Raw genomic sequence first — 20987 nt, forward strand, 5'->3', positions numbered from 1 at the left:
TTAGTAGTGATAAGAAGGTCTAAGAATTTCTCGAGCTACGTTATTTAACATTACTTCCGAACTACCTCCGCCAGCTAATAGTGATTTCACTTCCCTAACATAACGATCGTAGGGACGGTTTCTATAACAAGCATGAGAGCCTGTGAGAGTGAATGCTTTATTAACTGTTTCATCGGCAACAACGCCAGCAAGATACTTCGCAATGGAAGTTTCTAAATTGTGGTTCACTTTTTGATCATGTAACCAGGCAGCTTGGTTCCTTGCCAGTTTCGCCGCTTCTAATTCAGAGGTAAGTTTTGCGATGATCCATTGAATTCCTTGAAAGTCAGAAACTCTGTTTTCGCCGACCTTTCTGGATTTTGTAAAAGAGACTGCATGTTCCAGACATCCTCTAGCAATTCCAAGTAACTGTGATGCAACACCTAATCGACTAAGTTTAAAGATAGCCATAAAGGTTTCGATCCCCCTTCCTTCCCTTCCTAAAACAGTATCTGCTGGGATTCGACAATCTTCAAAGTGAACATCATACATTGGTGCTGATCTTAAACCAATGGGATCTTGTTTTTCGTAACGAATTCCCTTGCTATCTTTATCCACCAAAAACTCAGTTAATCCTTTGTCTGTTTTGGCCAATACCATCATCAACTGAGCTTCTTTTCCCAAATTGATATGGACTTTTAATCCATTTAACACCCATTCGTTTCCATCCTTCACAGCTGTTGTTTGAATGTTTTGAAATGAAGATCCCGCATCTGGTTCAGAAATTGCTTGGGCAGCCATAATCTTTCCCTTTGCAAGCTCAGGTAGCCATTTCCTTTTCTGTTCTTCTGTTCCTACAGCTAATAATCCTTGTTGGGCTTGAATTAAATTCTGTGGACCATAGACTAGTTCTTTGGCCGTTTCTTCCATGATGATTGTATATTCCATGGCCCCTTTTCCCATCCCGCCGTATTCCTCTGGTACAATCACTCCAGTCCAACCTTTATCACCTAATGCATTCAATACGTCCCATGAAAATTCGCTATCTCGTTCTTCAATATCCCTTTGTGGATCTGCACCCGCAATCTTAGCATAAGCGGCCACTGCCTCTCGCAATTGGTTCTGTTCTTCTGAAAAATAAAAATTCATCTAAGTAATTCCTTTTGATTCTTTTTTGATGTTAAATAAAAATATAAAGTCGCAAGCGAGGAAGTGATAGGAACGAAAAGAGCGTATAACAAGGGCATCCACAATATCTCATTTACTAAATTCGGTGGAAAACTTAGCAATATCACTGCAATCGTGAGTGGTCCATTTTGGATTCCTGTTTCTAAGGAAACGGTTGTACTTTGGCGTTCGGTTAGGTTTAAAATCCGACTAAAGGTATATCCAAATAGATAACCCAAAACCGTAATAAGGATTGCAGAAATGTACATCGCCATTGTTGTTTTTTTGAGAATCTCTATATTTTTAGGGACCATGACTACAAGAAGAAAAACGATCATAAGAATTCCCAAAAAACTTCCTACTTTCTCAATCTTTAACGCCAATTTCATGTTAGCTGATCTTATTTTAATTCCAATCAAAACTGGTATAATCAGGATAAAAATGGAACCAATAATACTTTTATAAGGAATTTGAATCTGTTCTGTATTGAATCCTGAACAATACAACCAAAACAAAAAAGGCATCATCACAATCGCAAGAATTGTAGAAGTAATGGTCATACTAATGCTCAAAGCTACATCGCCTTTAGCATAATAGGTTAGTAGATTTGAAGTAGTACCACCGGGGGTACATCCAACCAAAATCAAACCAATAGAAAATAATGGTGAAAGTCCAAATCCAATTGCTAACCCAAAGGCAATTAAAGGCATAAACCCAAATTGAGATATCATCCCAATCAACAATGGCTTTTTCGAATGAACTGCTTTTTTAAAGTTTTCTACGGTTAAGGTTGTACCCATAGCAACCATCAGAAAAAAAATCATGGAAGCAAATAAAATCTCTTCGACTCGTGTTAACATAATTTTACTAAAATTCCTCAACCAGCTGAGTCGCTAGTTTTGATGCAATTGCATAAATCGTAAAACTCGGATTCACTCCAAGACTCGTGGGGAAAATAGAACCATCAATCACAGATAAATTTTTAATATGATGATGTTTTCCATTCGTATCTACTACCGATGTTTTAGGGTCCTTTCCCATGGCATTACCACCTAACGGGTGAGTTGAATTCACCACTGTGTTAGGAGATTGGATTGTCATTGACTCAATACCTTTTTTTGCATCTAACCAAGAAGAATAGGGGTTCACTGCATTGTTTGCGGGAACCACAGTTTTAGCACCTGCTGCAAACTGGCACTCCGCCATTGACAAATAAGATCTTCGTATCCCATCGATCATAAAGTCATTGAGAGGATAATCAAGGATTGGATAACCGGCTTCATTTAATGTTACAGTACCACCTTGGCTGTCTTCGTTAAATCCATCTCGAATTTGAGAGACTAACACATGCAAGTTTGGATAACTTTTTACATACGCTTCAAATTCTTCTCCGACCAGTTTACGCAAATTCATTAAAACAATGGGTTGAGCACCCACAGCTTCTATATTGTAACCGGCCCTTCCTGTAACTCCATCCTTCCATAAAAATTCGTCTGAAGCAACTGATTGCGGTGCCCCAAAAAAACCAAATACGGAAGAAGGCATTTCAGCCACCGAATAATTGTGTAACTGCACAAAAGTTCTTTTACCGATCAGTTGGTATGGGTCTGGAAGTTTGGAGCGTAAAAGTAGAGCTGGCGAGTTAATAGCGCCAGCACTAGTAATGAAATGTTTTGCAAATAATCGTATTTTTGGTTTTATCTCTCCTTGGGTCACCGCAGGAGAACAAACTAAATGATCAATGGAATTTTCTTTCCACTCATAACGGACAGCCTTCGTATTGTACAACAATGTAGTTTTTTCTTTGAGGGCCGAAGGAATCGTAGTAACTAACTGGCTTTGTTTGGCATCCACTGGACAACCCAAGCCACAATAACCTAACATACGACAGTTTTTAACATTTCTTGGAATGGAACTATAACGCCATCCTAAGTTTTTGGCACCTAAACTAAGTAGATTATTGTTTTGATTATGAGCTTCCCATGTCTCGATAGAAAGTCTTTTCGATGCCATTGCAAACCAAGGTTCCAAATCATCCGAACCGTAACCTTTAATCCCTAGCTGGTTTTCCCAATATGTCAATGTTTCCTTGGGAGTTTTAATGCAAGTGGTCCAATTAACAACAGTAGATCCTCCGACTGTCCTTCCTTGAACCACGGTGAATGCTTTGTCTTTAGTAGGACGAGTTGCACCTTCGAAGTATAACCGATTGAACGTAGAAAGTTCCTTTAAATCAAAGTCCTTACTTGTTTCATAGTTTCCTTCTTCTACAATGATGACTCGGAATCCCGCTTTAGATAAAATTTCTGCACTGGTTCCACCACCAGCACCGGAACCAACAATAACAAAATCTGCTTCTAGATCCAGATCCTTCTTTAAATAGGAAACATTAATTAATTTATCCATGACGTAATCCTAATGCATGTTTTGGGCCAGGATACCCAACATGTTTCCAGGAATAGGATGTTTCAAAAAAACCAATGGTAATCATTGATTGTAATAGAAAGAAAATAGAACGAAATAAACTTATATAAGACATCTTCCATTGATTTAAAGTTTTAATGACTATATTTCGATCCGTCTGTTCCCAATGAGAAGCAGATCCGAATAAATACCATCTAACAAGTTTTAAGTTTAAAAATTGGATGGCCTCCAATATCTCGTCTTGTGTATGAATCGGAAGAGTATATAAATAAGAATCAATTCCGAGGATCACTTCATTGATGACCTCTTCCTTTTCTAAGGGTTCTTTGGGAAGGAACTTGAATAGGAGAGCCTCACTCAAATGAGAAAAAAACTCCTGGGCTTCAGGATCTAAAAATTTGCAAGAGAGACCTCTGCCAACGATCACTGAGGTGGTAGGTTTGCATTTCCAAGTGGAAAGAAACAGAAAAACTGCACCAAAGGCAGAAGTTTTGACAACAGTTCGCCTAGAAATTAGATTTTTTCTCGAAATTGCCATCGTAAATCCGTAATATCCTCACGAAATAATGAATGAATATTCATTCCTTTTTTTACTTTACAAGTACTTTTTTAAAAAAAGAATGAAACGAAAGAGATTCTGGGATTGAATGATCCCAATTGAAAAAGGAACAATTCATCCAATTTGTTTGGATGGTAGTGAGTACCATTGATCGAAAAGTCTTTAAAACTAAATAAGAGCGAAGAAATCCTTACAGCTGCATTAGAATTATTTACTGCAAAAGGATTTGATGGAACAGCTGTTCCACTCATTGCCGAAAGAGCCAACGTTGCTGCAGGTACAATCTATAGGTATTTTGCGAGTAAGGAAGAATTAGTGAATAGTCTCTTCCAACGCTGGCAAGAAAACTTATATGATAAAATCAAAACTGAATTTCCAATGAATGGAAATCCAAGAGAACAGTTTCACTTCATCTGGCACTCTATGGCCGAATTCCAAAGAGAAAATCCACTCGCTTTTGATTTTTTAGAAATGCAGTACAACCTTCCCCATTTAGATAAAAAAAGTGTAGAAAAACGGGCATTACTATTGAAATTCTTAACTCGATTTGCACATAACAACCGTAGTTTATTTAGAAATTTACCACCCGATGCACTGATTGCAATTGTTTGGGGCGCTTTTGTGGGTTTGGTGAAAGGATCAAGAAACGGGAAAATTAAACTAGATTCAGCATTTTTAAAGGAATCGGAAGAATTGATGTGGAATGCGATTCAGTTACCCACAAAATAAATTTTAATCTAAAGTTAAATCTACAAAAAAAGAATAACCTAGTTCGTTCACCCGCGAAAAGACAATTACATTCTTTTTTAATTCTTTATCCCAATAAGGATCACTGACCTGCCAATTCTCTGAATCTCTAAAAACTTGTTTCACATGTTTATAGAAGAAAGGCATATATGACCAGTTTTTCTGAATTAATTGCAGGTTTTCAGTAAAACCCGTCTCACTAGTCCTTTCATAATATGGCGAAACTTGAGTGCCTAACCAATCGGTTACATAAACTCTTTTAATATGAGAATCTAATTTGAAAAATGAATGTGGATCGATAATCACTCGATTATCTAGTTTAATTGTTTTTAAATTGATAGTATTGAGTTTAGTTTTTATTTGTTTTTCAAATTCAATCTCGGTAGCGACCTCCTTTCGTTTTATTTCGTGATACAATTTTAAGTGTGGTACCACAGTATCACAAATACTTTGTTTATCTTGATTTAGTTCAGAAGGTCTTCCTAAAAAATACCCTTGTAAAAGACTTGCTCCAGAACTAATTGCACGATACAACTCTTCTTCTGTTTCAATTCCTTCAAACAATAACTGGGATCCAATACTTAGTGAGATCTGTTTCAAATATTCCAAAATAGATTGGTATTCTCTTTTTTCGATGGATTTTTTTAATAAATTTAAATCAATCTTAATGATATCAGGTTTAATAGCGCCTAATCGTTCTAAGTTGGAAGATTCAGATCCAACATCATCCAATGCAATTCCAAATCCTTGTTCTCGCAAAAGTTCAACACCAGCAGCCAAAACATCTGTTCCGTAACTTCCTGATTTTTCGGTGATCTCAATTACAATTTGATTCAAAGGAATCCCATAACTATTCACTAAATCAGAAATTGGTAATGTATTAGACCGACTTTCTTCATATTCCAATATGACTTGGTCAGGTGACATGTTTACAAACAATAGATCCTTCGTTGATTGTATTTTTGCCAATGAAAGCCCAAGTAACTGTCTATCAATAATACTCATTCGCAATGCAGAAACATGCGGATCAGTAAACTCCGGAACTGCCACAAGGTTCCCCGTTTCATCTCGTTTCCGACCCAATGATTCGTAGGCAACCACCGTCTGTTCCTCAACGGAAAAGATGGGCTGGAGTAAAGGGACATAATGGTTTACTTGCATAGATTCAGCTATCGATTCCAAAGTGTTGAGGTTTCCTTCCAACCATTATCTGTTTTAACGGAATAAAATTCAATAAATTAAACATTTTTCTGACTTTCAGCAAATTCCCACCTTAGGTTTGGGGATCGATGGACAAGTCTTGACCCTCTTTCCGCCTTTTCTTAGACTCAGACGATGCGGCACTACCTCCCCCTTATTGGAATTCTCTTCCTTTCTCTTTGGGCTAACCCAACACCTGGATTCGGATTTCCAACGATCAATCGGGAAGGTAGGAATGCCACTGATCCAAATGCAGCCTGGCAAATCCAAAGTCGAATCACTCCCGAGATCGATGGACAAAACATTTTTAGCATATTATACCATTCAGATGGAAAGTCAGCCATCATTGGCACAACTGATTTTTATATTTACCGTATTAACTTGTTAGATGGAAGTTTGATTTGGAAAGTACAGGCTAAGATGTACTACCAAAAAGAATTTGACGGACCAACGATTTTTGATGTATCTCCCGATGGGAAAACTTTCTTAAGTTTTGGACAAACTGATCCAAATCTCCAATCGTCAGAACGTTTTTTGGTGATTCGATCATCAGATAACGGTAACATAACAAGAAAATTCCCTGCTGAATTTTCAGTTTTTTATTCTCACACTGCTGATATAGACTATCGTTATCCAGGCGATGAGAGCAAACAAAATAGAGAAGCCGCAGGACTATCACCTAACTGGATACAAACAATAGATAGTGCCAAATACATTGATGGTGGAAAACGAATCCTTGTTTCCTACAAACACAATATGGATGGACCTCATTTTTATGATCGAAGATTGGTAATTTATGAAACAAACTCCGGCAAAAAAATAAATGAATATCAGTTAACATCCGATCCAAACTCAGCGGATTGGACCCAACCTGCCGGATTCGAAATCGCACACCTTCAATTTCCATACCAATATGTTAATAAACGAAATACAATTATATACGGCAATGCCCACGGAAGAATTCACGAAATCAATGAATCCATTATGGTTCAAAATAGTAACATTCCGCTTGTAGAAGAAAAATTTGCAGGTCCCATTGTTTATATTCCTCTCAGTAGTTCGCCGGATTTAGAAACCAACGATAGGCAAACTATTCGTTCCCTCACAGTTTCCCCTGATGGAAAAATGTTATATTGTTCTGCTGGAATCGAAGGTGGTTATATTCAAGTTTATGGATACAATCTAGAAACCAAAAAAGAAATGTTTCGATCTTCCTTTTTTGACGCAGGGGAATTAGTATCTCCATCAAACGACATTCTCGTAATTGGTGGCTTGTATTCGTCAGGAAGATTCCATATCGTAGATACTAAAAAAGGAATTTTACTTTTTGCATCGAATGACGAAGACAATTATATACATCCCCATCTTTTTTCTGTACATCCGAAACAAAGAGAAATACTGGCTCTTTCGTCAGGAAACCAACTATTCATCCTTCGTCCCCAAGGACCAGTATTACCATGGTAAAAAACTGACTTCCCATTTTTATTAAGGTAATCAAACTATTAAAACACGAATGAAACAAAAGACCAACACTCGATTTTTACCGAAAGGCCTTTCCATTTTACATGAAGATAGAGACATTCTCGTAGTAGACAAACCTGCAGGACTCCTCACCATCGCCACCGAATCAGAAAAATCAAAAACTGCCTATGCCGCACTTATGGACTATGTGAAAAAAGGAAGTGAAAGATCAAAGAATCGAATCTTTATCGTCCACAGATTAGACCGAGAGACTTCTGGAATTTTAGTTTTTGCAAAAACAGAAATGGCCAAACAAACCCTCCAAGAATCTTGGGAAAAAACAAAAAAAATCTATTTGGCTGTAAGTCATGGAGTTTGGAAAGAGAAGTCCGGTACTATCCAATCCTTCCTTGTAGAATCCAAGGCCCACCGCGTGTATTCCACTGACGAGCCCGAGTTAGGAAAACTTTCTAAAACAAAATTCAAAGTTTTAAAAGAAACCAACTTATATTCTTTATTGGAAATAGAACTACTTACTGGTCGCAAAAACCAAATCCGTGTCCATCTTTCTGACAAAAAACATCCTATCGTTGGCGATACAAAGTACGGAAACGATGTGAGAACTTATCCTCGTATGGCCCTTCATTCTTTTTCTATCCAATTGACGCATCCGTTTAATAAAGAAGTACTTACATTTGAAACCAAGATCCCAAGTTTTATCACTGGTCTTGTAGGCGGTTATGAAAGGAATACAAATGAAACATAAAGGATTTATTTTTGATATGGACGGAGTTGTCGTTGATAACCATTCCTTTCATTTCAAAGCATGGATGGAATTTTCTAAAAAGTATCATTTCCCCTTAAACTCAGAAATTTATAGAGATACCTTCAACGGTAAAACCAATGTTGACCTCTTCCGAATGATTTTTGGAAATATCTCAGACAAAGAAATAAAACAGTATGGAGATGAAAAAGAAAGTTGGTACCAAGAATTATATAAAAATGAAATGAAACCCCATACTGGTCTTATGGATTACTTACAATTTTTAAAAGACAACCATCTAAAGATTGCTCTTGGTACCTCTGCTCCCACAATGAATGTAAATTTTACTTTAGATACTTTATCCCTACGACATTTTTTTGATGTGATAGTAGATGGACCTATGGTGAGCCAAGGTAAACCCCATCCACAAGTATATGAACTTTGTGCAAAGGAATTGGGACTAGATCCTAAAGATTGTGTGGTATTTGAAGATTCTCTCGCCGGTCTACAATCGGGAAAATCGGCAGGATGTTCCATCATTGGTGTGGCCACATCTCATACCGAATCAGACCTAAAAAGTCATGTGGAACAAATCATCCATGACTTCACCGACCCTGCTGTCTTTCATTTATAAACAAGTGTTATTCTTGAAAGTCGGTGAGTAGATTTCCTTGTTTGTTTGAGAGATCAATGCGAATGACTGCAGTTCTACCTTCATCCGTGTAAGACAAGTCATCAAAAGACAATTTACGAGCCATAAAAATTCCACGACCATGAGTTTTAAAGGCATTTTTTGTCATCGCTTCCACAGACAAATACCTTTGCCAATCAAAGCCTTTGCCTTGGTCACTCACTCGAATTTCTATATGTTGATCATTTTTTTCAAAAGTGACTTTTACAAATTTGTCCTTAAATTCGGGAGTTTCTAACCTTCTAAAAATTTCTTCCATAAGTTTGTCATTATCATGGAGCTCTGATTTTTCCTGATAGGATATACCCAAATTTCCATGTTCGATGGCATTGTTCAAAATTTCCATAATCCCAGTTAACACGCGTTCTGGATCAGGACAAGCATTGGCAAGTAAAGGTGCCAACTCATGAGACTCACGAATGGATCGAATCCGAAACTCCCCCGTAATCATATGCCGAAGAGCACCCATACCTTTGTGAAGGTCTTCTTTCGCTCGTTGAAGTTTGATAAAATGTTCTACCGCTGTTTGTACGATACGAACTAACAAAGTTCTAGAGTAAGGTTTAGTTAAATAATAAAAAGCACCGGCATCCAATCCTTCCGTCATATCGGTAACAGAACTCATAGCTGTTTGAAAGATAACAGGAATGTCTTTATACTTTTCGGAACGTTTGATTTTTTTTAAAAGTTCAATTCCATCCATCTTTGGCATGAGTCGATCTAAAATAATTGCATGGAACAATATTGAATCTGAACTAAGGATTTGGAATGCCTCTTCCCCATCTCTTGCTTTGACAACAGTAAAGCCTTTATCAGAAAGAGACTCATCAATGATCATCAAATTGATCATTTCGTCATCCACTGCTAGTAAGTTAATCATCGGAGTCCTTCACGAGAAATAGGAATTAACATAGTAAAAATTGCTCCCTTTTCTTCATGGTTCTCGGCATACAACAATCCGTGGTGGTCATTGACAATTTCTCTGGAAATGGACAAACCGAGTCCCGTTCCTTTGGTTCCTGCTTTCACTTGTTTGGACTGGATGAACTTTTCAAAAATTTTATCCAAATCTTCGGGAGGAATTCCCGGTCCAAAGTCACGAATTTGTATTCCGATACCATTGATATACGACTGAGTTTTTCTCGGAATAAATTCTCTTCGAACCATACTAATTTCAATATTAGTGTCATTTGGAATGAATTTTAATGCATTTGATAAAATATTTCGTATCACCTGTTGGATTCTTTCGTAATCAAACTCAGCTTCCCACCGTTCTTCCTTATCTAGTAGAACAACTGTGATCCCTCTTTTTTCCAAAATTACGCGCATTTCATTAATTACAAATTTTGTAGTTTCTTTCAGACAATTTTTCTCAAATAGATATCGCATCTTACCGGACTCTAGTTTGGCGATATCTAACAAATTCTCTAGTAGACCTAACAGTCGTTTTCCTGAAGAATCAATAATTTGAAAGTATTCTTTAATTTTTTCTGGAGGGACAGATGCTGATTTTTCTTCTCCAAGTTCTGCATAACTCAAAATGGCATGGATCGGTGTTTTTAGTTCGTGTGAGATATTGGCAAGAAAAAGCGACTTCATATACGATGCCTCTTCTGCAATATTTTTGGACATCTTTAGGTCCATGGTTTGGCTTTCTACCAAATCTTCTAAATGATTTCGATACTGATAAAGTTCTTGTTCTTGTATCTTTCGAAGACTAATGTCTCGCAAAATTCCCGTAAACATTTTGCCTGTTTTTGTTCTAAATTCTCCGACAGACAGTTCACAAGGGAATACTTCACCTGACTTTCGTTGTGCGACAAGTTCCCTTCCTACACCAATGATATGTTGGAGTCCTGTCTCTTTATATCTTCTCAAGAAAGTATCATGTTTCCCCTTATATCCATCGGGTATGATAATGGTAACGTTTTTACCGATAACTTCCTCATGATTATAACCAAAGGTATTTTCTGCTGTTTTATTAAAAAACTGAATGATACCTTCATCATTGATAATGATAATTGAATCGGCGGCATTCTGTGCCATAGACAGAAACCTAGACTCACTTTCTAAAAACGCATTTTCCAAACGTTTTCTTTCAGTGATGTCCCTATGGTTGGACATGATGTATCCTTCATAGAGAACAACAAAACGGACTTCCACATAACGAATATTTGGTTCTATTCCATAAGAATACTCTTTCCAAAATACTTGGCTCTTCTTCTCTGATAAGTAAGCAAGGGCTTCTGCTGTGATTTCACGAAGATTGGGAGGTAGGCCTACATCAATGTGTTTACCCAAAAGAGTTTCTGGTTTATCCCCAATATTGACAAATCGAGAATTTTTATAATCAACGATGATTCCATCTCGATTGATTTTGAGCCAAAAATCGGGATTGGACCTGAGAAGGTTTTCCAATTCCCGTAATACAACTTCCGCTGGAAATTCGGAAGGATTCTGCCAAATCCGGGAAAATGAAGAATTAGGTGCCATTTTAGTAAAGTCCTGATAATGAATCTCTGAAAGATCGCTATTTTCGGAAAGAAATTGTAAGAAAAGAGTGCGAAAAAAGAATCAACGTAAGGATTCTTCTCTTGTTCTACAACCACCTTATCAAACCAATCCTGTTTCATTTAGATCCAGAATCGGCACACCATCTTGTGTCAGGTTTTCTTTCGCTTTCTCAAAAGATTCCTTTTTTTCATAAAACCCTTTCCACTCTCTTCGAATACAAATCGGAAAGACTGAAACAAACGATTCAAGGAATTCAGTTTCCAAACCCTCTGGGTCTTGCAGCCGGTTTTGATAAAACAACAGAACTCTTTCCCACAATGATTCACATGGGATTTGGATTTATCGAAGTGGGAACCATCACAGCCAAAGAACAACCAGGCAATGACAAACCCCGGCTCTTTCGTTATCCAATACACAAAGCGCTTATCAACCGAATGGGATTTAACAACCCCGGTGCCGATATTGCAGAATTCAATTTAAAGAACCAACCAAAGTCCGGAGTTCGTGGGATCAACGCAGGAAAATCCAAAGTCACTGAATTAGAAAACGCCGTAAGTGACTATGTATACACTCTAAAAAAATTAGTTCCTTATGGAGACTATGCTGTAATTAATATCAGTTCTCCGAACACTCCAGGCCTTCGTTCTCTTCAAACCAAAAAAAGTCTGATTGAACTTATCGAAGGGATCCAAACTGCTTTCGGTAAAAAGTTCCCCATTCCTTTGTATTTAAAATTTGCTCCTGATTTATCAGAAGAGGAGTTAATTGAAAATCTAAATGTTTGTTTGGATTACAAAATTAGTGGTGTCATTCTCACAAACACTACATTAAATAAAGATGTACTTGGTGAAGAAAATCCACCAGAAGGAGGACTCTCTGGTGTACCCCTTTTCGAAAAATCCCTTCGATTTGTATCCCTTGCTTACAAAACCCTCAAAGGAAAAATCCCTATCATTGGTGTGGGTGGGATTGATTCAGGAGAAAAAGCGCTGCGAATGATCGAAGCCGGTGCCAACCTCGTTCAAATTTATACAGCTTACATTTATGAAGGACCTTTCTTGCCTTACCAAATTTGTTCCTATCTTGATAAAACACTAAAAGAAAAGAAACTTTCGAATATCTCCGAACTTGTAGGAACCGGAAACTCATTATGACAACAACCAAACCCGGTGGAAAAATTTGTACTCACTTCGGAACTTGCGGCGGATGTAATTACTTAGATATTGATTACACCAAAGAACTTCGAAAAAAAGAACAGAACATCAAAGAACTATTCAAAACCTATCGCCATCTAGAATTTCGAACCATTGTCCCCAGTCCTTCTCCTGAATTTTATCGTCACAAAATCCAACTACCATTTGGAAGAAGAATCATTGGAAACAAAACCCTTCTTACCTTAGGTCTCTTCAATAAAGAATCCACATTTGTCTTAGACCAAACCGAATGCGATATCCAAGATCCAGGTCTTACAGAAATTGCTCTGGCCGTCAAACAATGGGCAAGGCGCGAAGGACTCCTTCCATACAACGAAAAATCCAAACGGGGAATGATGAAGTATCTTGTAGCAAGAAAATCTTTTTCTACAGGGGAAATCATTCTTGGGATTGTCACAGCCAAAGAAGACCTACCTCATCCCAAAGATGCTTCCAAAAGACTCCACACTGCCATCCAGAACCGCATTGGCAAAACAGGAAAACTTGGTAAAATTGTTGGTATCATTCATAATATCAATACAAAACATACCACCATGGCTCTTGGCCGCGAAGAACATTTGTTATGGGGTAGACCTTATATCCATGAACATTTTGGAAAACATAAGTTCCGAGTAGGCCTTTCTACTTTCTTACAAGTAAACCCCATCCAAACTCCGAGTTTGTACAATTTAGTATTAGATGAAATCGAACCTGAAAGTCGGGTGATCGATGCCTATTCTGGGATTGGAACCATTTCCTTTTGGATTTCTGGTAACTGTAAAGAAGTAATGGGAATCGAAGAAAATCCCGCTTCTCATAGGACGGCCCTCGAATCGATCAAATACAATCACGTACATAATGTACGATTTCGCAAAGGTAGAGTGGCCGATGTGTTACCTTCTCTCTATGGAAAAAACTACGACACCTTGGTTCTAGACCCGCCAAGGTCTGGCCTCGGTGCCGAAGTTGCCGACCTCGGTGCCGAAGTTGCCGAAACCATTTTGGGAATGGGATTTAAAAAAATTGTCTATGTATCTTGTGATCCCATGAGCCTACGCGAAGACACAAACCTACTTGCCAGACAATATTTTTTAAATTCCGTCCAACCAGTGGATATGTTTCCAAGAACCGATCATGTGGAAACGGTTGCCGTATTTAGAAATAAAAATCTCACATAACATCCATTACAAACTCAGAGGCTTTTTTACTAAAAGCCATAATGGTAAAACTGGGATCCACACTCACCCCTGTCGGAAATACAGAAGAGTCTGCTACAAACAGGTTTTGAAATCCATGAACTTGGTGGCGAGAATTCACCACTGAGTTTTCCGGTGATTTTCCCATACGACAACCACCTGCTGGGTGAGGCGCTGCCATTGGAAATTCCGCAGGCCTCCAAGCTAAGGCATCCATTTCTTCTTTTTTCGGCATTTTAGAATACTTACGGAGTTTCATTCCAGCAAGGAAAACTTCTTTAGCGCCAGCTTCAAAGTTTAACTTCATTTGCTTATAAGTAAGATCGCTAAATATCTGTTTGGTGATTTTACCAAAAGGATAATGGATTTTTCGTTTTCCAGAAAAATCTACTTCGATGGAACCAAGTTCCCCATCCACATCATCAATCCAACCAATGGTGCCGCCTAAATGTTCCATTTGTTTCATATAATGGAAATGTTCTTTTCCAAAACTTGGGATTAGAGCCGCAAGTGTCGCTGGCTGCAATTGGTTTGGCATGAGCATATACCCACCTTCTCTGTAGTTCCCATTTTGGAATCTTGCCAACCGAAATCCTTCCACTCCATAAGCTGCGGGAATATTACGCCACTGGACAATAGGTTCTTCATATAACGCATGTACCATGGGAGAGGGATTGATCGCAAGGAATTGGCCGAGGGCAGGAAGTCGTTTCTTGAAACCATTCCGAAGTAAAAAAGTAGAACTTCCAAAACCACCAGCGGAGACACAAACTGCTTTGGCTTGGAAAGTCACTTTTGTTTTTGTAGGTCTTAAAGTCCGCCGATCAATCACCACAGCTTCCAGTCCTGTGACTTTTTGACCTATGTAGTTTAATTTATCAGCTCGAAGGTCCGTATAAACATCGGTTCCTAATTGTACGGCTCTAGGAATATGAGTCACAAGTTGCGACTGTTTGGCGCCGAATAGACAACCTTGCATACAATGTCCGGACTTTTGACAGTTCTTTCTGGCCTGGGGAACCGCATGACCTTCCCAACCTAACCGTTGTGAGGCACCACGAAACAAACGATTCATAGGATTAAAATATTCTTCCCCAGCCGGTGTTACATGTAGATCATTTTCCAATTCGGGCCAAAAGGATTTTAAATCTTCCGGCAAGTGGTGTTCGATTCCATACTTTCGGTTCCATAAGAGTAGCCGATCTTCCGGTGTGCGGTAACTGTCTGCCCAGTAGTGGACCGAGGCTCCACCCAAATTGTTTCCATACACAAGATTGATCCCACCGTCGGCTGTTGTATGGAAATTTCTCTCAGCGGAAACCTTTCCTCCCATATTCAGTTCATTGTTGTCAAAAGTTCCTGTATGGTAGTTTCCCCCTTGTTCAATGAGGGCAACTTTGTATCCTTTTTTGGAAAGTTCATAAGCCATGGTCGATCCACCACATCCCGACCCAATCACAACTACATCCACTGCAATCGTTTCCTTTGGTCCGTAACTTTTATAATCGCGATACATTCCTGACTTCATCTTAAATCTCCTGTCCTTTCACCAAATTTTGGTAGTGAATCCTTGCCTCACTCCACTTCTCTGGGGGATTGGCAAAGGGGCCTGGATAAGAAATGGAATTCCATGTGGATTTGTGTCCGTAATATACAAGACAAACCAGTAGTTTTAAATTTCCCACTACAGCACGTACAATATCAGAATCTGTTTCTGCTAATTCCAATATTAGTTTTTCTCGTTTTTCTAAAGTAAGATTCGAAAAAAAGGAAAAATGTCCATAAAGTAGAGGAATGTATTCCATAACCATCACCGCGGAATGGAAATCTTCCTGAATTTCTTCGGAGACAAAATACAACTCCTCATCCAATCTTCGCATAACGTTTGCTTCTTCTAAATTGGGCATTCCCGGTTCAGCAATCGGTAAAACGACTTCTGAAAAAGCAGTGACTGTTTTAGTTTCCGAATCACTAAAATAGAAATATCGGATTTTGGATTTTATCCCCGCACAAAAGAGGAGAAGGGCGAGAAAGGATTTTCTAGAGAAAGAGTACATACATTCTTCCTTGGTTTTTTTCTTCTTTTACAACATTCAAAACAGGTTTTCCCCCAAGAGATAAAAAGGCATCACCACTGGCTTTCATATCCCAAATTTCTCCCCGGAAAAACACATTGATACCCGCCTTTACCTTAGGATCTTTCAGGCGACCCAACATGGCATATTTTTTCCAGGCAGTCCGTTCGGAAATAGAACCGATATCTTTGGGATCAATATCCTTTGGATTCGCATAACCGTTGTAACCATTCCATTTGGTAGTCCAAGCATCACTTGGTGAAACAAAGGAAGGAACAGCCAAAAGTTCTGCTTCTGATTTTTTTAACTCTTGATACACTTCCGGAAACCAAGAATCGGCACAAACCATAGTATACAATTTCCCAAGAGAGGTTTGGTAGGTGGGATTTTCTTCTAACTTCCCTTCTTTCAAAAATTCTTTCTCTTCAATAATGGGAAATAGTTTACGAACGATTTGGTCATCCACTCGTCCATCGGGATGAAAATAAAAACTTACATTTTCTAAAGGGCCATCGGTCGGAGTGATTTTTCCTTCAATGACTTTGGGATGAGGAAGTACAATGGAACCCGCCACTATGGCTACCCGATACTCAAGGGCAAGCCGGACAAAAACAGATTGGTATCTGTCAGACATCTGCCATGCCTTCATCCGAAAGAGTGTCTCTTTTAATGTGTCTGAGGAATAAGATGTGCTAAAGAGATAATGCCAAAGGAAAGATCCTAAGTTTTGTTTTACTAGCAATTCCATCGCCTCTTGGATCGTAGTGGATGCAAAAATCGATTTGTCTTCGGCAGTGACCACAAGCCAAGTTCCCAAGTATTCCGGTAGGACTACGATACTGCGATCGACAAAGAGAAGTTCCTTCTCTTTTGCCATTTGAAAGTATTCACGTAAGGCGAGATAAAAACTATCTTCTGTTGCGTAGCTGTACTTACTTAGATAGGGTTCCATCCCTACAAAACTTCCACGTTTTCCCGATCCTTCTGTCTGGATGTATACCTTTGGTTTGGGAAGGAACTTCGTGATTTCCTCCTGAGTTACAACTTGCTTTTGGCACTGGATCGTAAAAAAGGTAAGGCTTACAAAAACGGAGAAAGAAACGGAAAAACGCATTCACCAAATCTACTACACATTTTCGTTTCAGACAATATTTAATTGTGTTCTTAGTTTTTTCTTTTATTTTGACCTTATTCTATGAAAGAGAAACCTGCTCCCAAAAAAATCGTTCTCGCTTACTCCGGTGGACTAGATACTTCCGTCATCTTGGCTTGGTTGAAAGATACCTACGGTTGTGAAGTCATTGCTTTTTGTGCCGATGTGGGTCAAAAAGAAGAGCTAACCGGTCTCGAAGAAAAAGGTAAAAATACCGGAGCTTCCAAAGTCTACATCCAAGACCTTCGTTTGGAATTCGCACGTGACTTTATTTTTCCCGCCATTCGCGGAAATGCAATTTATGAAATGCGTTATCTATTAGGAACTTCTCTGGCAAGACCACTCATTGCCAAAGCGATGGCAGAAGTGGCAACGAAAGAAGGTGCTGATGCTTTCTCTCACGGCGCCACAGGAAAAGGAAACGACCAAGTTCGTTTTGAGCTTACTTTCAAAGCCCTTTCACCAAATTTACAAATCATTGCCCCTTGGAGAACTTGGGACTTTGGTGGCCGAGCCGACCTCATTGAATATGCAAAGAAAAAAGGAATCCCTGTTCCCGTAACAGCCGCTAAACCATATAGCATGGACCGTAATTTAATGCACCTTTCCTTTGAAGGCGGAATTTTAGAAGATCCATTCAATGAACCCAAAGAAGATATGTTTATCTTAACGGTTTCTCCAGAAAAAGCTCCAGACAAACCAACTTACTTGGAATTGGATTTTGAAAATGGGGACTGTGTTGCAATCGACAGAAAAAAAATGAATCCACTTGAAGTGATGGAGACCTTAAACGATTTAGGTGGAAAAAACGGAGTCGGAAGAGTCGACATCGTAGAAAACAGACTCGTGGGTATCAAATCTCGCGGAGTGTATGAAACTCCTGGCGGAACCATTTTACATATTGCACACCGTGATTTAGAATCCATCACTCTCGATCGTGACACCCAACACAAAAAAGACGAACTCTCCCAAGAATTTGCTCGTTATATCTATAACGGCCAATGGTATTCCAACCAAATGAATGCTCTACGGGCCTACATGGATTACACTCAAAAGTATGTCAATGGCACTGTTCGTATCAAACTTTATAAAGGAAATTGTACTGTTGTGGGACGAAAATCCAATAAGTCTCTTTACAACGCAGGACTTTCCACTTTTGAAAAAGAAGAATTGTACAACCAGTACGATGCCGAAGGGTTTATCAATCTTTATGGACTTCCTATGAAAGAGTGGGCAAGGGTAAATAAATAAGATGAAAAATATCGCCGTATATCCAGGTTCTTTTGATCCGTTCACCAACGGTCATCTCGACATTATACGGCGAGCCCATCCGTTATTTGAAGAGATCATCATCGCTGTCGCCATTAACTCCAAAAAAAGCTCTCTTTTTTCACCAGAAGAACGGGTGGAAATGATTGGAAAGGTCTTTAAGGGTTGGGATAAAATCAAAATCGATACTTTTGAAGGACTTACAGTAGACTATTGTAAAGAAAAGAACTCACGTGTCATCTTACGAGGACTTCGGGCCGTCACAGATTTCGACTATGAATATGCAATTTCGCTTATGAATAAAAAATTAGCCCCAGAAATCGAAACTTATTTCTTAATGGCAGACAATGAGTACTCCTTTGTGTCCTCAACAATCGTCAAAGAAGTAGCAAGACATGGAAGAGCTGTATCCAATCAAGTCCCAGACATTGTGGGCGATGCCCTTACAAAAAAATTCTCCGTTTAAGGCGAAAATGAGGATACTATGAAAACACGTTCTTCTTTCTTTTACGGTTTCACCTTACTTCTGTTTGGTTCTCTTGGTTATTTCCTCTTACAAGCAGGAAGTCTGCTAGAAACTACTAAGACTATAGTTTTAGTACCGAATGGACATTTGGATACTGAGAATTTTTTTAACAGGTTCCACCACCCACTGGCTCTACTCTTTCTTCAGATCATCATCGTATGTGGATCGGCAAGATTTGTTGGGTATGTATTTTCACGTAAACTCAAACAACCTTCCGTTATGGGAGAAATTGTTGCAGGGATTTTACTTGGACCATCGTTACTCGGTTACTACTTCCCAGAAACCATGGGATTTTTGTTTCCACCGGCAAGTCTTCCCACTCTCGGAACACTCAGCCAAATTGGTTTGGTTCTTTTTATGTTCATCATCGGGATGGAACTAGACTTATCTGTTCTCAAAAACAAAGCTCATTCTGCCATCATCATAAGCCACGCAAGTATCATATTCCCTTTCTTTTTAGGGATGATCTTGGCTTATTATTTTTATACAGACTATGCTCCTGAAAATGTAGGATTTTTATCTTTCTCACTCTTCATGGGAATTGCCATGAGTATCACTGCCTTTCCTGTGCTTGCAAGAATCCTTCAGGAAAGAAATCTTACAAGGACACCACTCGGTGCTATGGTTCTCACCTGTGCTGCTGCCGATGATATTACCGCTTGGATCTTACTTGCGATCATTGTTACCATCTCCAAAGCCGGGAATTTGAATACAGCTCTATTTACCATTGGCTTATCTTTTGCATACATCCTAACCATGATTTATTTGGTAGCTCCCTTTCTCAAAAGGTTGGGTTCCATTTATATTTCACGTGAAAACCTAACACGAACGGCAGTGGCCCTTATCATGATGATTCTATTTCTTTCCTCACTCACAACAGAGGTAATAGGAATTCATGCGTTATTTGGCGCCTTCCTTGCCGGCGTGATTATGCCGGCCGAAGGAAACCTAAAAAAACTCATTGCTGAAAAAATCGAAGACATTGCGGTCATTTTGTTTTTACCGATTTTCTTTGTGATCACTGGACTCAGAACAGAAATTGGTCTTCTCAACGATTCTCATCTCTGGTTAGTTTTCGGTTTGGTGATCCTCGTTGCCGTAGTTGGAAAATTTGTGGGAAGTGCCTTTGCGGCAAAAATTGCTGGTTCCAACTGGGAAGACTCACTCTCCATCGGTGCCTTAATGAACACAAGGGGCCTTATGGAACTTGTGGTTCTCAATATTGGGTATGATCTAGGAATCTTAAGTCCAGAAATCTTTGCTGTATTTGTTCTTATGGCACTTGTGACCACTCTTTCCACAGGTCCACTCCTGGATGGAATTCAAAAGTTTTTCTCAAAGTCAGAAAAATCAATTCAGACAGAAAAACCAACGGATCGCAAGTTACGAGTGTTAGTGGCCTTCGCTCAAGAAAAAATGGGAAAAAGTTTGGTTCGTTTTGCTTATTCTCTTTCAGGAAACCAAAAGAAAAATTTAGAAATCACCGCCCTACACATTTCGCCAAACGATTCCCTTTCCAATGAAGAAATTCGTCGTTATCGCGATGCTAGTTTTGAAGCCATTCGCCAAACAGGCTCCAGTATGGGAGTCCAAGTCCAAACAGAATATCGCATTACAGACAATGTCACTTATGAAATTGTTAATTTTGCCAAAATCAAACATACAGACATTCTCCTTATTGGTGCTGCCAAACCATTATTTTCCCGAAGTTATACGGGAGGGAAAATCAAAGGGATTTTGAATTATTGCCCTGCAACAGTTGGGGTTCTTATCGACAATGGCCTTGAATCCTTGGACAAAATTGCCATTCTTCATAAAGGGGAAAAAGACCCAATCCTTGGTTTTGCCCAAAAACTAACCTCACTCAAAGGAATGAAGTCGAACAAAATCAAGGTGGAAGACCTAGTCCAACCAGAAACTGATTTGAATCCTTACCCAATTGCTCTGAATAAAATCACAGGATTTTCACTGATTCTCATTGATCTGAATGTTTGGGAAGAAATGGGATTTGAAAAAATGGATCTTCTCCCAACTTCTTTTCTTTTGGTTCGTTTTTTAGCCACCTAAAGA

19 protein-coding genes are annotated in these 20987 nt (G+C 38.9%); 9 read left to right on the top strand and 10 right to left on the bottom strand.

All coding sequences use genetic code 11. From position 1 onward, the window contains the following. From LEP1GSC195_RS13750 to LEP1GSC195_RS13765, 4 genes are read right to left on the bottom strand one after another with little or no spacing between them, the layout of a single operon-like run. Positions 1-1128 (bottom strand): acyl-CoA dehydrogenase family protein, encoded by a 1128-nt coding sequence (locus tag LEP1GSC195_RS13750; protein WP_015681305.1) that lies wholly within the window; start codon positions 1126-1128, stop codon positions 1-3. Beyond that, positions 1125-2006, bottom strand: coding sequence for a bile acid:sodium symporter (locus LEP1GSC195_RS13755; protein ID WP_015680551.1), 882 nt, complete (start codon positions 2004-2006; stop codon positions 1125-1127). The genes LEP1GSC195_RS13750 and LEP1GSC195_RS13755 overlap by 4 nt, the downstream gene beginning before the upstream one ends. Positions 2007-2013: 7 nt before the next feature. After that, positions 2014-3552 (bottom strand): GMC family oxidoreductase, encoded by a 1539-nt coding sequence (locus LEP1GSC195_RS13760; RefSeq protein ID WP_015681179.1) that lies wholly within the window; start codon positions 3550-3552, stop codon positions 2014-2016. Then, a complete protein-coding gene (locus LEP1GSC195_RS13765) occupies positions 3545-4108 on the bottom strand; it encodes a hypothetical protein (protein WP_015681490.1) in 564 nt (187 codons plus the stop codon). Before LEP1GSC195_RS13765 ends, LEP1GSC195_RS13760 begins: the two co-directional genes overlap by 8 nt. 168 nt (positions 4109-4276) lie before the next feature. On the opposite strand from LEP1GSC195_RS13765, the gene LEP1GSC195_RS13770 reads away from it, so the two are divergent. Continuing rightward, complete coding sequence (locus tag LEP1GSC195_RS13770) at positions 4277-4858, top strand: TetR/AcrR family transcriptional regulator (protein ID WP_015682550.1); 582 nt, start codon at positions 4277-4279, stop codon at positions 4856-4858. 3 nt (positions 4859-4861) lie between these two features. Here the strand turns inward: LEP1GSC195_RS13770 and LEP1GSC195_RS13775 are convergent, their stop codons facing one another. Beyond that, a complete protein-coding gene (locus tag LEP1GSC195_RS13775; RefSeq protein ID WP_015680814.1) occupies positions 4862-6058 on the bottom strand; it encodes an EAL domain-containing protein in 1197 nt (398 codons plus the stop codon). A gap of 153 nt (positions 6059-6211) precedes the next feature. On the opposite strand from LEP1GSC195_RS13775, the gene LEP1GSC195_RS13780 reads away from it, so the two are divergent. The 3 genes from LEP1GSC195_RS13780 to LEP1GSC195_RS13790 are packed head-to-tail and all read left to right on the top strand — an operon-like array spanning position 6212 to position 8934. Beyond that, positions 6212-7540 (top strand): hypothetical protein, encoded by a 1329-nt coding sequence (locus LEP1GSC195_RS13780; RefSeq protein WP_015682204.1) that lies wholly within the window; start codon positions 6212-6214, stop codon positions 7538-7540. Positions 7541-7589: 49 nt separating this feature from the next. Then, positions 7590-8303 (top strand): RluA family pseudouridine synthase, encoded by a 714-nt coding sequence (locus tag LEP1GSC195_RS13785; protein ID WP_015680521.1) that lies wholly within the window; start codon positions 7590-7592, stop codon positions 8301-8303. Then, positions 8293-8934 carry an HAD family hydrolase gene (locus LEP1GSC195_RS13790; RefSeq protein WP_015680892.1) on the top strand — a complete coding sequence of 214 codons (642 nt, stop codon included), beginning with the start codon at positions 8293-8295 and terminating at the stop codon, positions 8932-8934. Before LEP1GSC195_RS13785 ends, LEP1GSC195_RS13790 begins: the two co-directional genes overlap by 11 nt. Positions 8935-8941: 7 nt before the next feature. Here LEP1GSC195_RS13790 and LEP1GSC195_RS13795 read toward each other — a convergent pair whose 3' ends face one another. Next, the gene (locus tag LEP1GSC195_RS13795; RefSeq protein WP_040506751.1) at positions 8942-9871 is read right to left on the bottom strand and encodes a response regulator; all 930 of its coding nucleotides are present in this window, start codon (positions 9869-9871) and stop codon (positions 8942-8944) included. After that, positions 9868-11484, bottom strand: coding sequence for a sensor histidine kinase (locus LEP1GSC195_RS13800; RefSeq protein ID WP_015682573.1), 1617 nt, complete (start codon positions 11482-11484; stop codon positions 9868-9870). The genes LEP1GSC195_RS13795 and LEP1GSC195_RS13800 overlap by 4 nt, the downstream gene beginning before the upstream one ends. 101 nt (positions 11485-11585) lie before the next feature. On the opposite strand from LEP1GSC195_RS13800, the gene LEP1GSC195_RS13805 reads away from it, so the two are divergent. Both LEP1GSC195_RS13805 and rlmD read left to right on the top strand, forming a co-directional pair. Next, positions 11586-12659, top strand: coding sequence for a quinone-dependent dihydroorotate dehydrogenase (locus LEP1GSC195_RS13805; RefSeq protein ID WP_015681034.1), 1074 nt, complete (start codon positions 11586-11588; stop codon positions 12657-12659). Beyond that, entirely contained in the window at positions 12656-13876 is a 1221-nt protein-coding gene (gene rlmD, locus LEP1GSC195_RS13810) for a 23S rRNA (uracil(1939)-C(5))-methyltransferase RlmD (RefSeq protein ID WP_015681755.1), read from the top strand. Before LEP1GSC195_RS13805 ends, rlmD begins: the two co-directional genes overlap by 4 nt. Here rlmD and LEP1GSC195_RS13815 read toward each other — a convergent pair. Genes LEP1GSC195_RS13815 through LEP1GSC195_RS13825 form a run of 3 tightly spaced genes read right to left on the bottom strand, consistent with a single transcriptional unit; the run spans position 13869 to position 17083 of the window. Then, positions 13869-15422, bottom strand: coding sequence for an FAD-dependent oxidoreductase (locus LEP1GSC195_RS13815; RefSeq protein ID WP_015681543.1), 1554 nt, complete (start codon positions 15420-15422; stop codon positions 13869-13871). The genes rlmD and LEP1GSC195_RS13815 overlap by 8 nt on opposite strands. A 1-nt stretch (position 15423) precedes the next feature. Then, positions 15424-15951, bottom strand: coding sequence for a hypothetical protein (locus tag LEP1GSC195_RS13820; protein ID WP_015682257.1), 528 nt, complete (start codon positions 15949-15951; stop codon positions 15424-15426). After that, on the bottom strand, positions 15935-17083 hold the full coding sequence (locus tag LEP1GSC195_RS13825) for a carbon-nitrogen hydrolase family protein (protein WP_015680718.1): 1149 nt from the start codon (positions 17081-17083) through the stop codon (positions 15935-15937). The genes LEP1GSC195_RS13820 and LEP1GSC195_RS13825 overlap by 17 nt, the downstream gene beginning before the upstream one ends. 81 nt (positions 17084-17164) lie before the next feature. Here LEP1GSC195_RS13825 and LEP1GSC195_RS13830 point away from each other — a divergent pair, with 81 nt between their 5' ends. Genes LEP1GSC195_RS13830 through LEP1GSC195_RS13840 form a run of 3 tightly spaced genes read left to right on the top strand, consistent with a single transcriptional unit; the run spans position 17165 to position 20984 of the window. Next, positions 17165-18373 (top strand): argininosuccinate synthase, encoded by a 1209-nt coding sequence (locus LEP1GSC195_RS13830; RefSeq protein ID WP_015682288.1) that lies wholly within the window; start codon positions 17165-17167, stop codon positions 18371-18373. 1 nt (position 18374) lies between these two features. Next, positions 18375-18857: a pantetheine-phosphate adenylyltransferase gene (gene coaD, locus LEP1GSC195_RS13835; protein ID WP_015680748.1), complete on the top strand. Its 483-nt coding sequence runs from the start codon at positions 18375-18377 to the stop codon at positions 18855-18857. A gap of 18 nt (positions 18858-18875) precedes the next feature. Continuing rightward, positions 18876-20984, top strand: coding sequence for a cation:proton antiporter domain-containing protein (locus LEP1GSC195_RS13840; protein ID WP_015681273.1), 2109 nt, complete (start codon positions 18876-18878; stop codon positions 20982-20984). Positions 20985-20987 lie beyond the last annotated feature (3 nt).

Origin of the sequence: Leptospira wolbachii serovar Codice str. CDC (genome assembly GCF_000332515.2) — a bacterium.
Lineage (GTDB): Bacteria > Spirochaetota > Leptospiria > Leptospirales > Leptospiraceae > Leptospira_A > Leptospira_A wolbachii.

What these genes read in the sequence shown, in the direction of transcription:
- LEP1GSC195_RS13820 (WP_015682257.1), bottom strand. Translation starts at nt 15,951, where the DNA reads ATGTACTCTTTCTCTAGAAAATCCTTTCTCGCCCTTCTCCTCTTTTGT.
- LEP1GSC195_RS13815 (WP_015681543.1), bottom strand. Translation starts at nt 15,422, where the DNA reads ATGAAGTCAGGAATGTATCGCGATTATAAAAGTTACGGACCAAAGGAA.
- LEP1GSC195_RS13765 (WP_015681490.1), bottom strand. Translation starts at nt 4,108, where the DNA reads ATGGCAATTTCGAGAAAAAATCTAATTTCTAGGCGAACTGTTGTCAAA.
- LEP1GSC195_RS13840 (WP_015681273.1), top strand. Translation starts at nt 18,876, where the DNA reads ATGAAAACACGTTCTTCTTTCTTTTACGGTTTCACCTTACTTCTGTTT.
- LEP1GSC195_RS13795 (WP_040506751.1), bottom strand. Translation starts at nt 9,871, where the DNA reads ATGATTAACTTACTAGCAGTGGATGACGAAATGATCAATTTGATGATC.
- LEP1GSC195_RS13785 (WP_015680521.1), top strand. Translation starts at nt 7,590, where the DNA reads ATGAAACAAAAGACCAACACTCGATTTTTACCGAAAGGCCTTTCCATT.
- coaD (WP_015680748.1), top strand. Translation starts at nt 18,375, where the DNA reads ATGAAAAATATCGCCGTATATCCAGGTTCTTTTGATCCGTTCACCAAC.
- LEP1GSC195_RS13755 (WP_015680551.1), bottom strand. Translation starts at nt 2,006, where the DNA reads ATGTTAACACGAGTCGAAGAGATTTTATTTGCTTCCATGATTTTTTTT.
- LEP1GSC195_RS13800 (WP_015682573.1), bottom strand. Translation starts at nt 11,484, where the DNA reads ATGGCACCTAATTCTTCATTTTCCCGGATTTGGCAGAATCCTTCCGAA.
- LEP1GSC195_RS13760 (WP_015681179.1), bottom strand. Translation starts at nt 3,552, where the DNA reads ATGGATAAATTAATTAATGTTTCCTATTTAAAGAAGGATCTGGATCTA.
- LEP1GSC195_RS13825 (WP_015680718.1), bottom strand. Translation starts at nt 17,083, where the DNA reads ATGCGTTTTTCCGTTTCTTTCTCCGTTTTTGTAAGCCTTACCTTTTTT.
- rlmD (WP_015681755.1), top strand. Translation starts at nt 12,656, where the DNA reads ATGACAACAACCAAACCCGGTGGAAAAATTTGTACTCACTTCGGAACT.
- LEP1GSC195_RS13780 (WP_015682204.1), top strand. Translation starts at nt 6,212, where the DNA reads ATGCGGCACTACCTCCCCCTTATTGGAATTCTCTTCCTTTCTCTTTGG.
- LEP1GSC195_RS13790 (WP_015680892.1), top strand. Translation starts at nt 8,293, where the DNA reads ATGAAACATAAAGGATTTATTTTTGATATGGACGGAGTTGTCGTTGAT.
- LEP1GSC195_RS13830 (WP_015682288.1), top strand. Translation starts at nt 17,165, where the DNA reads ATGAAAGAGAAACCTGCTCCCAAAAAAATCGTTCTCGCTTACTCCGGT.
- LEP1GSC195_RS13750 (WP_015681305.1), bottom strand. Translation starts at nt 1,128, where the DNA reads ATGAATTTTTATTTTTCAGAAGAACAGAACCAATTGCGAGAGGCAGTG.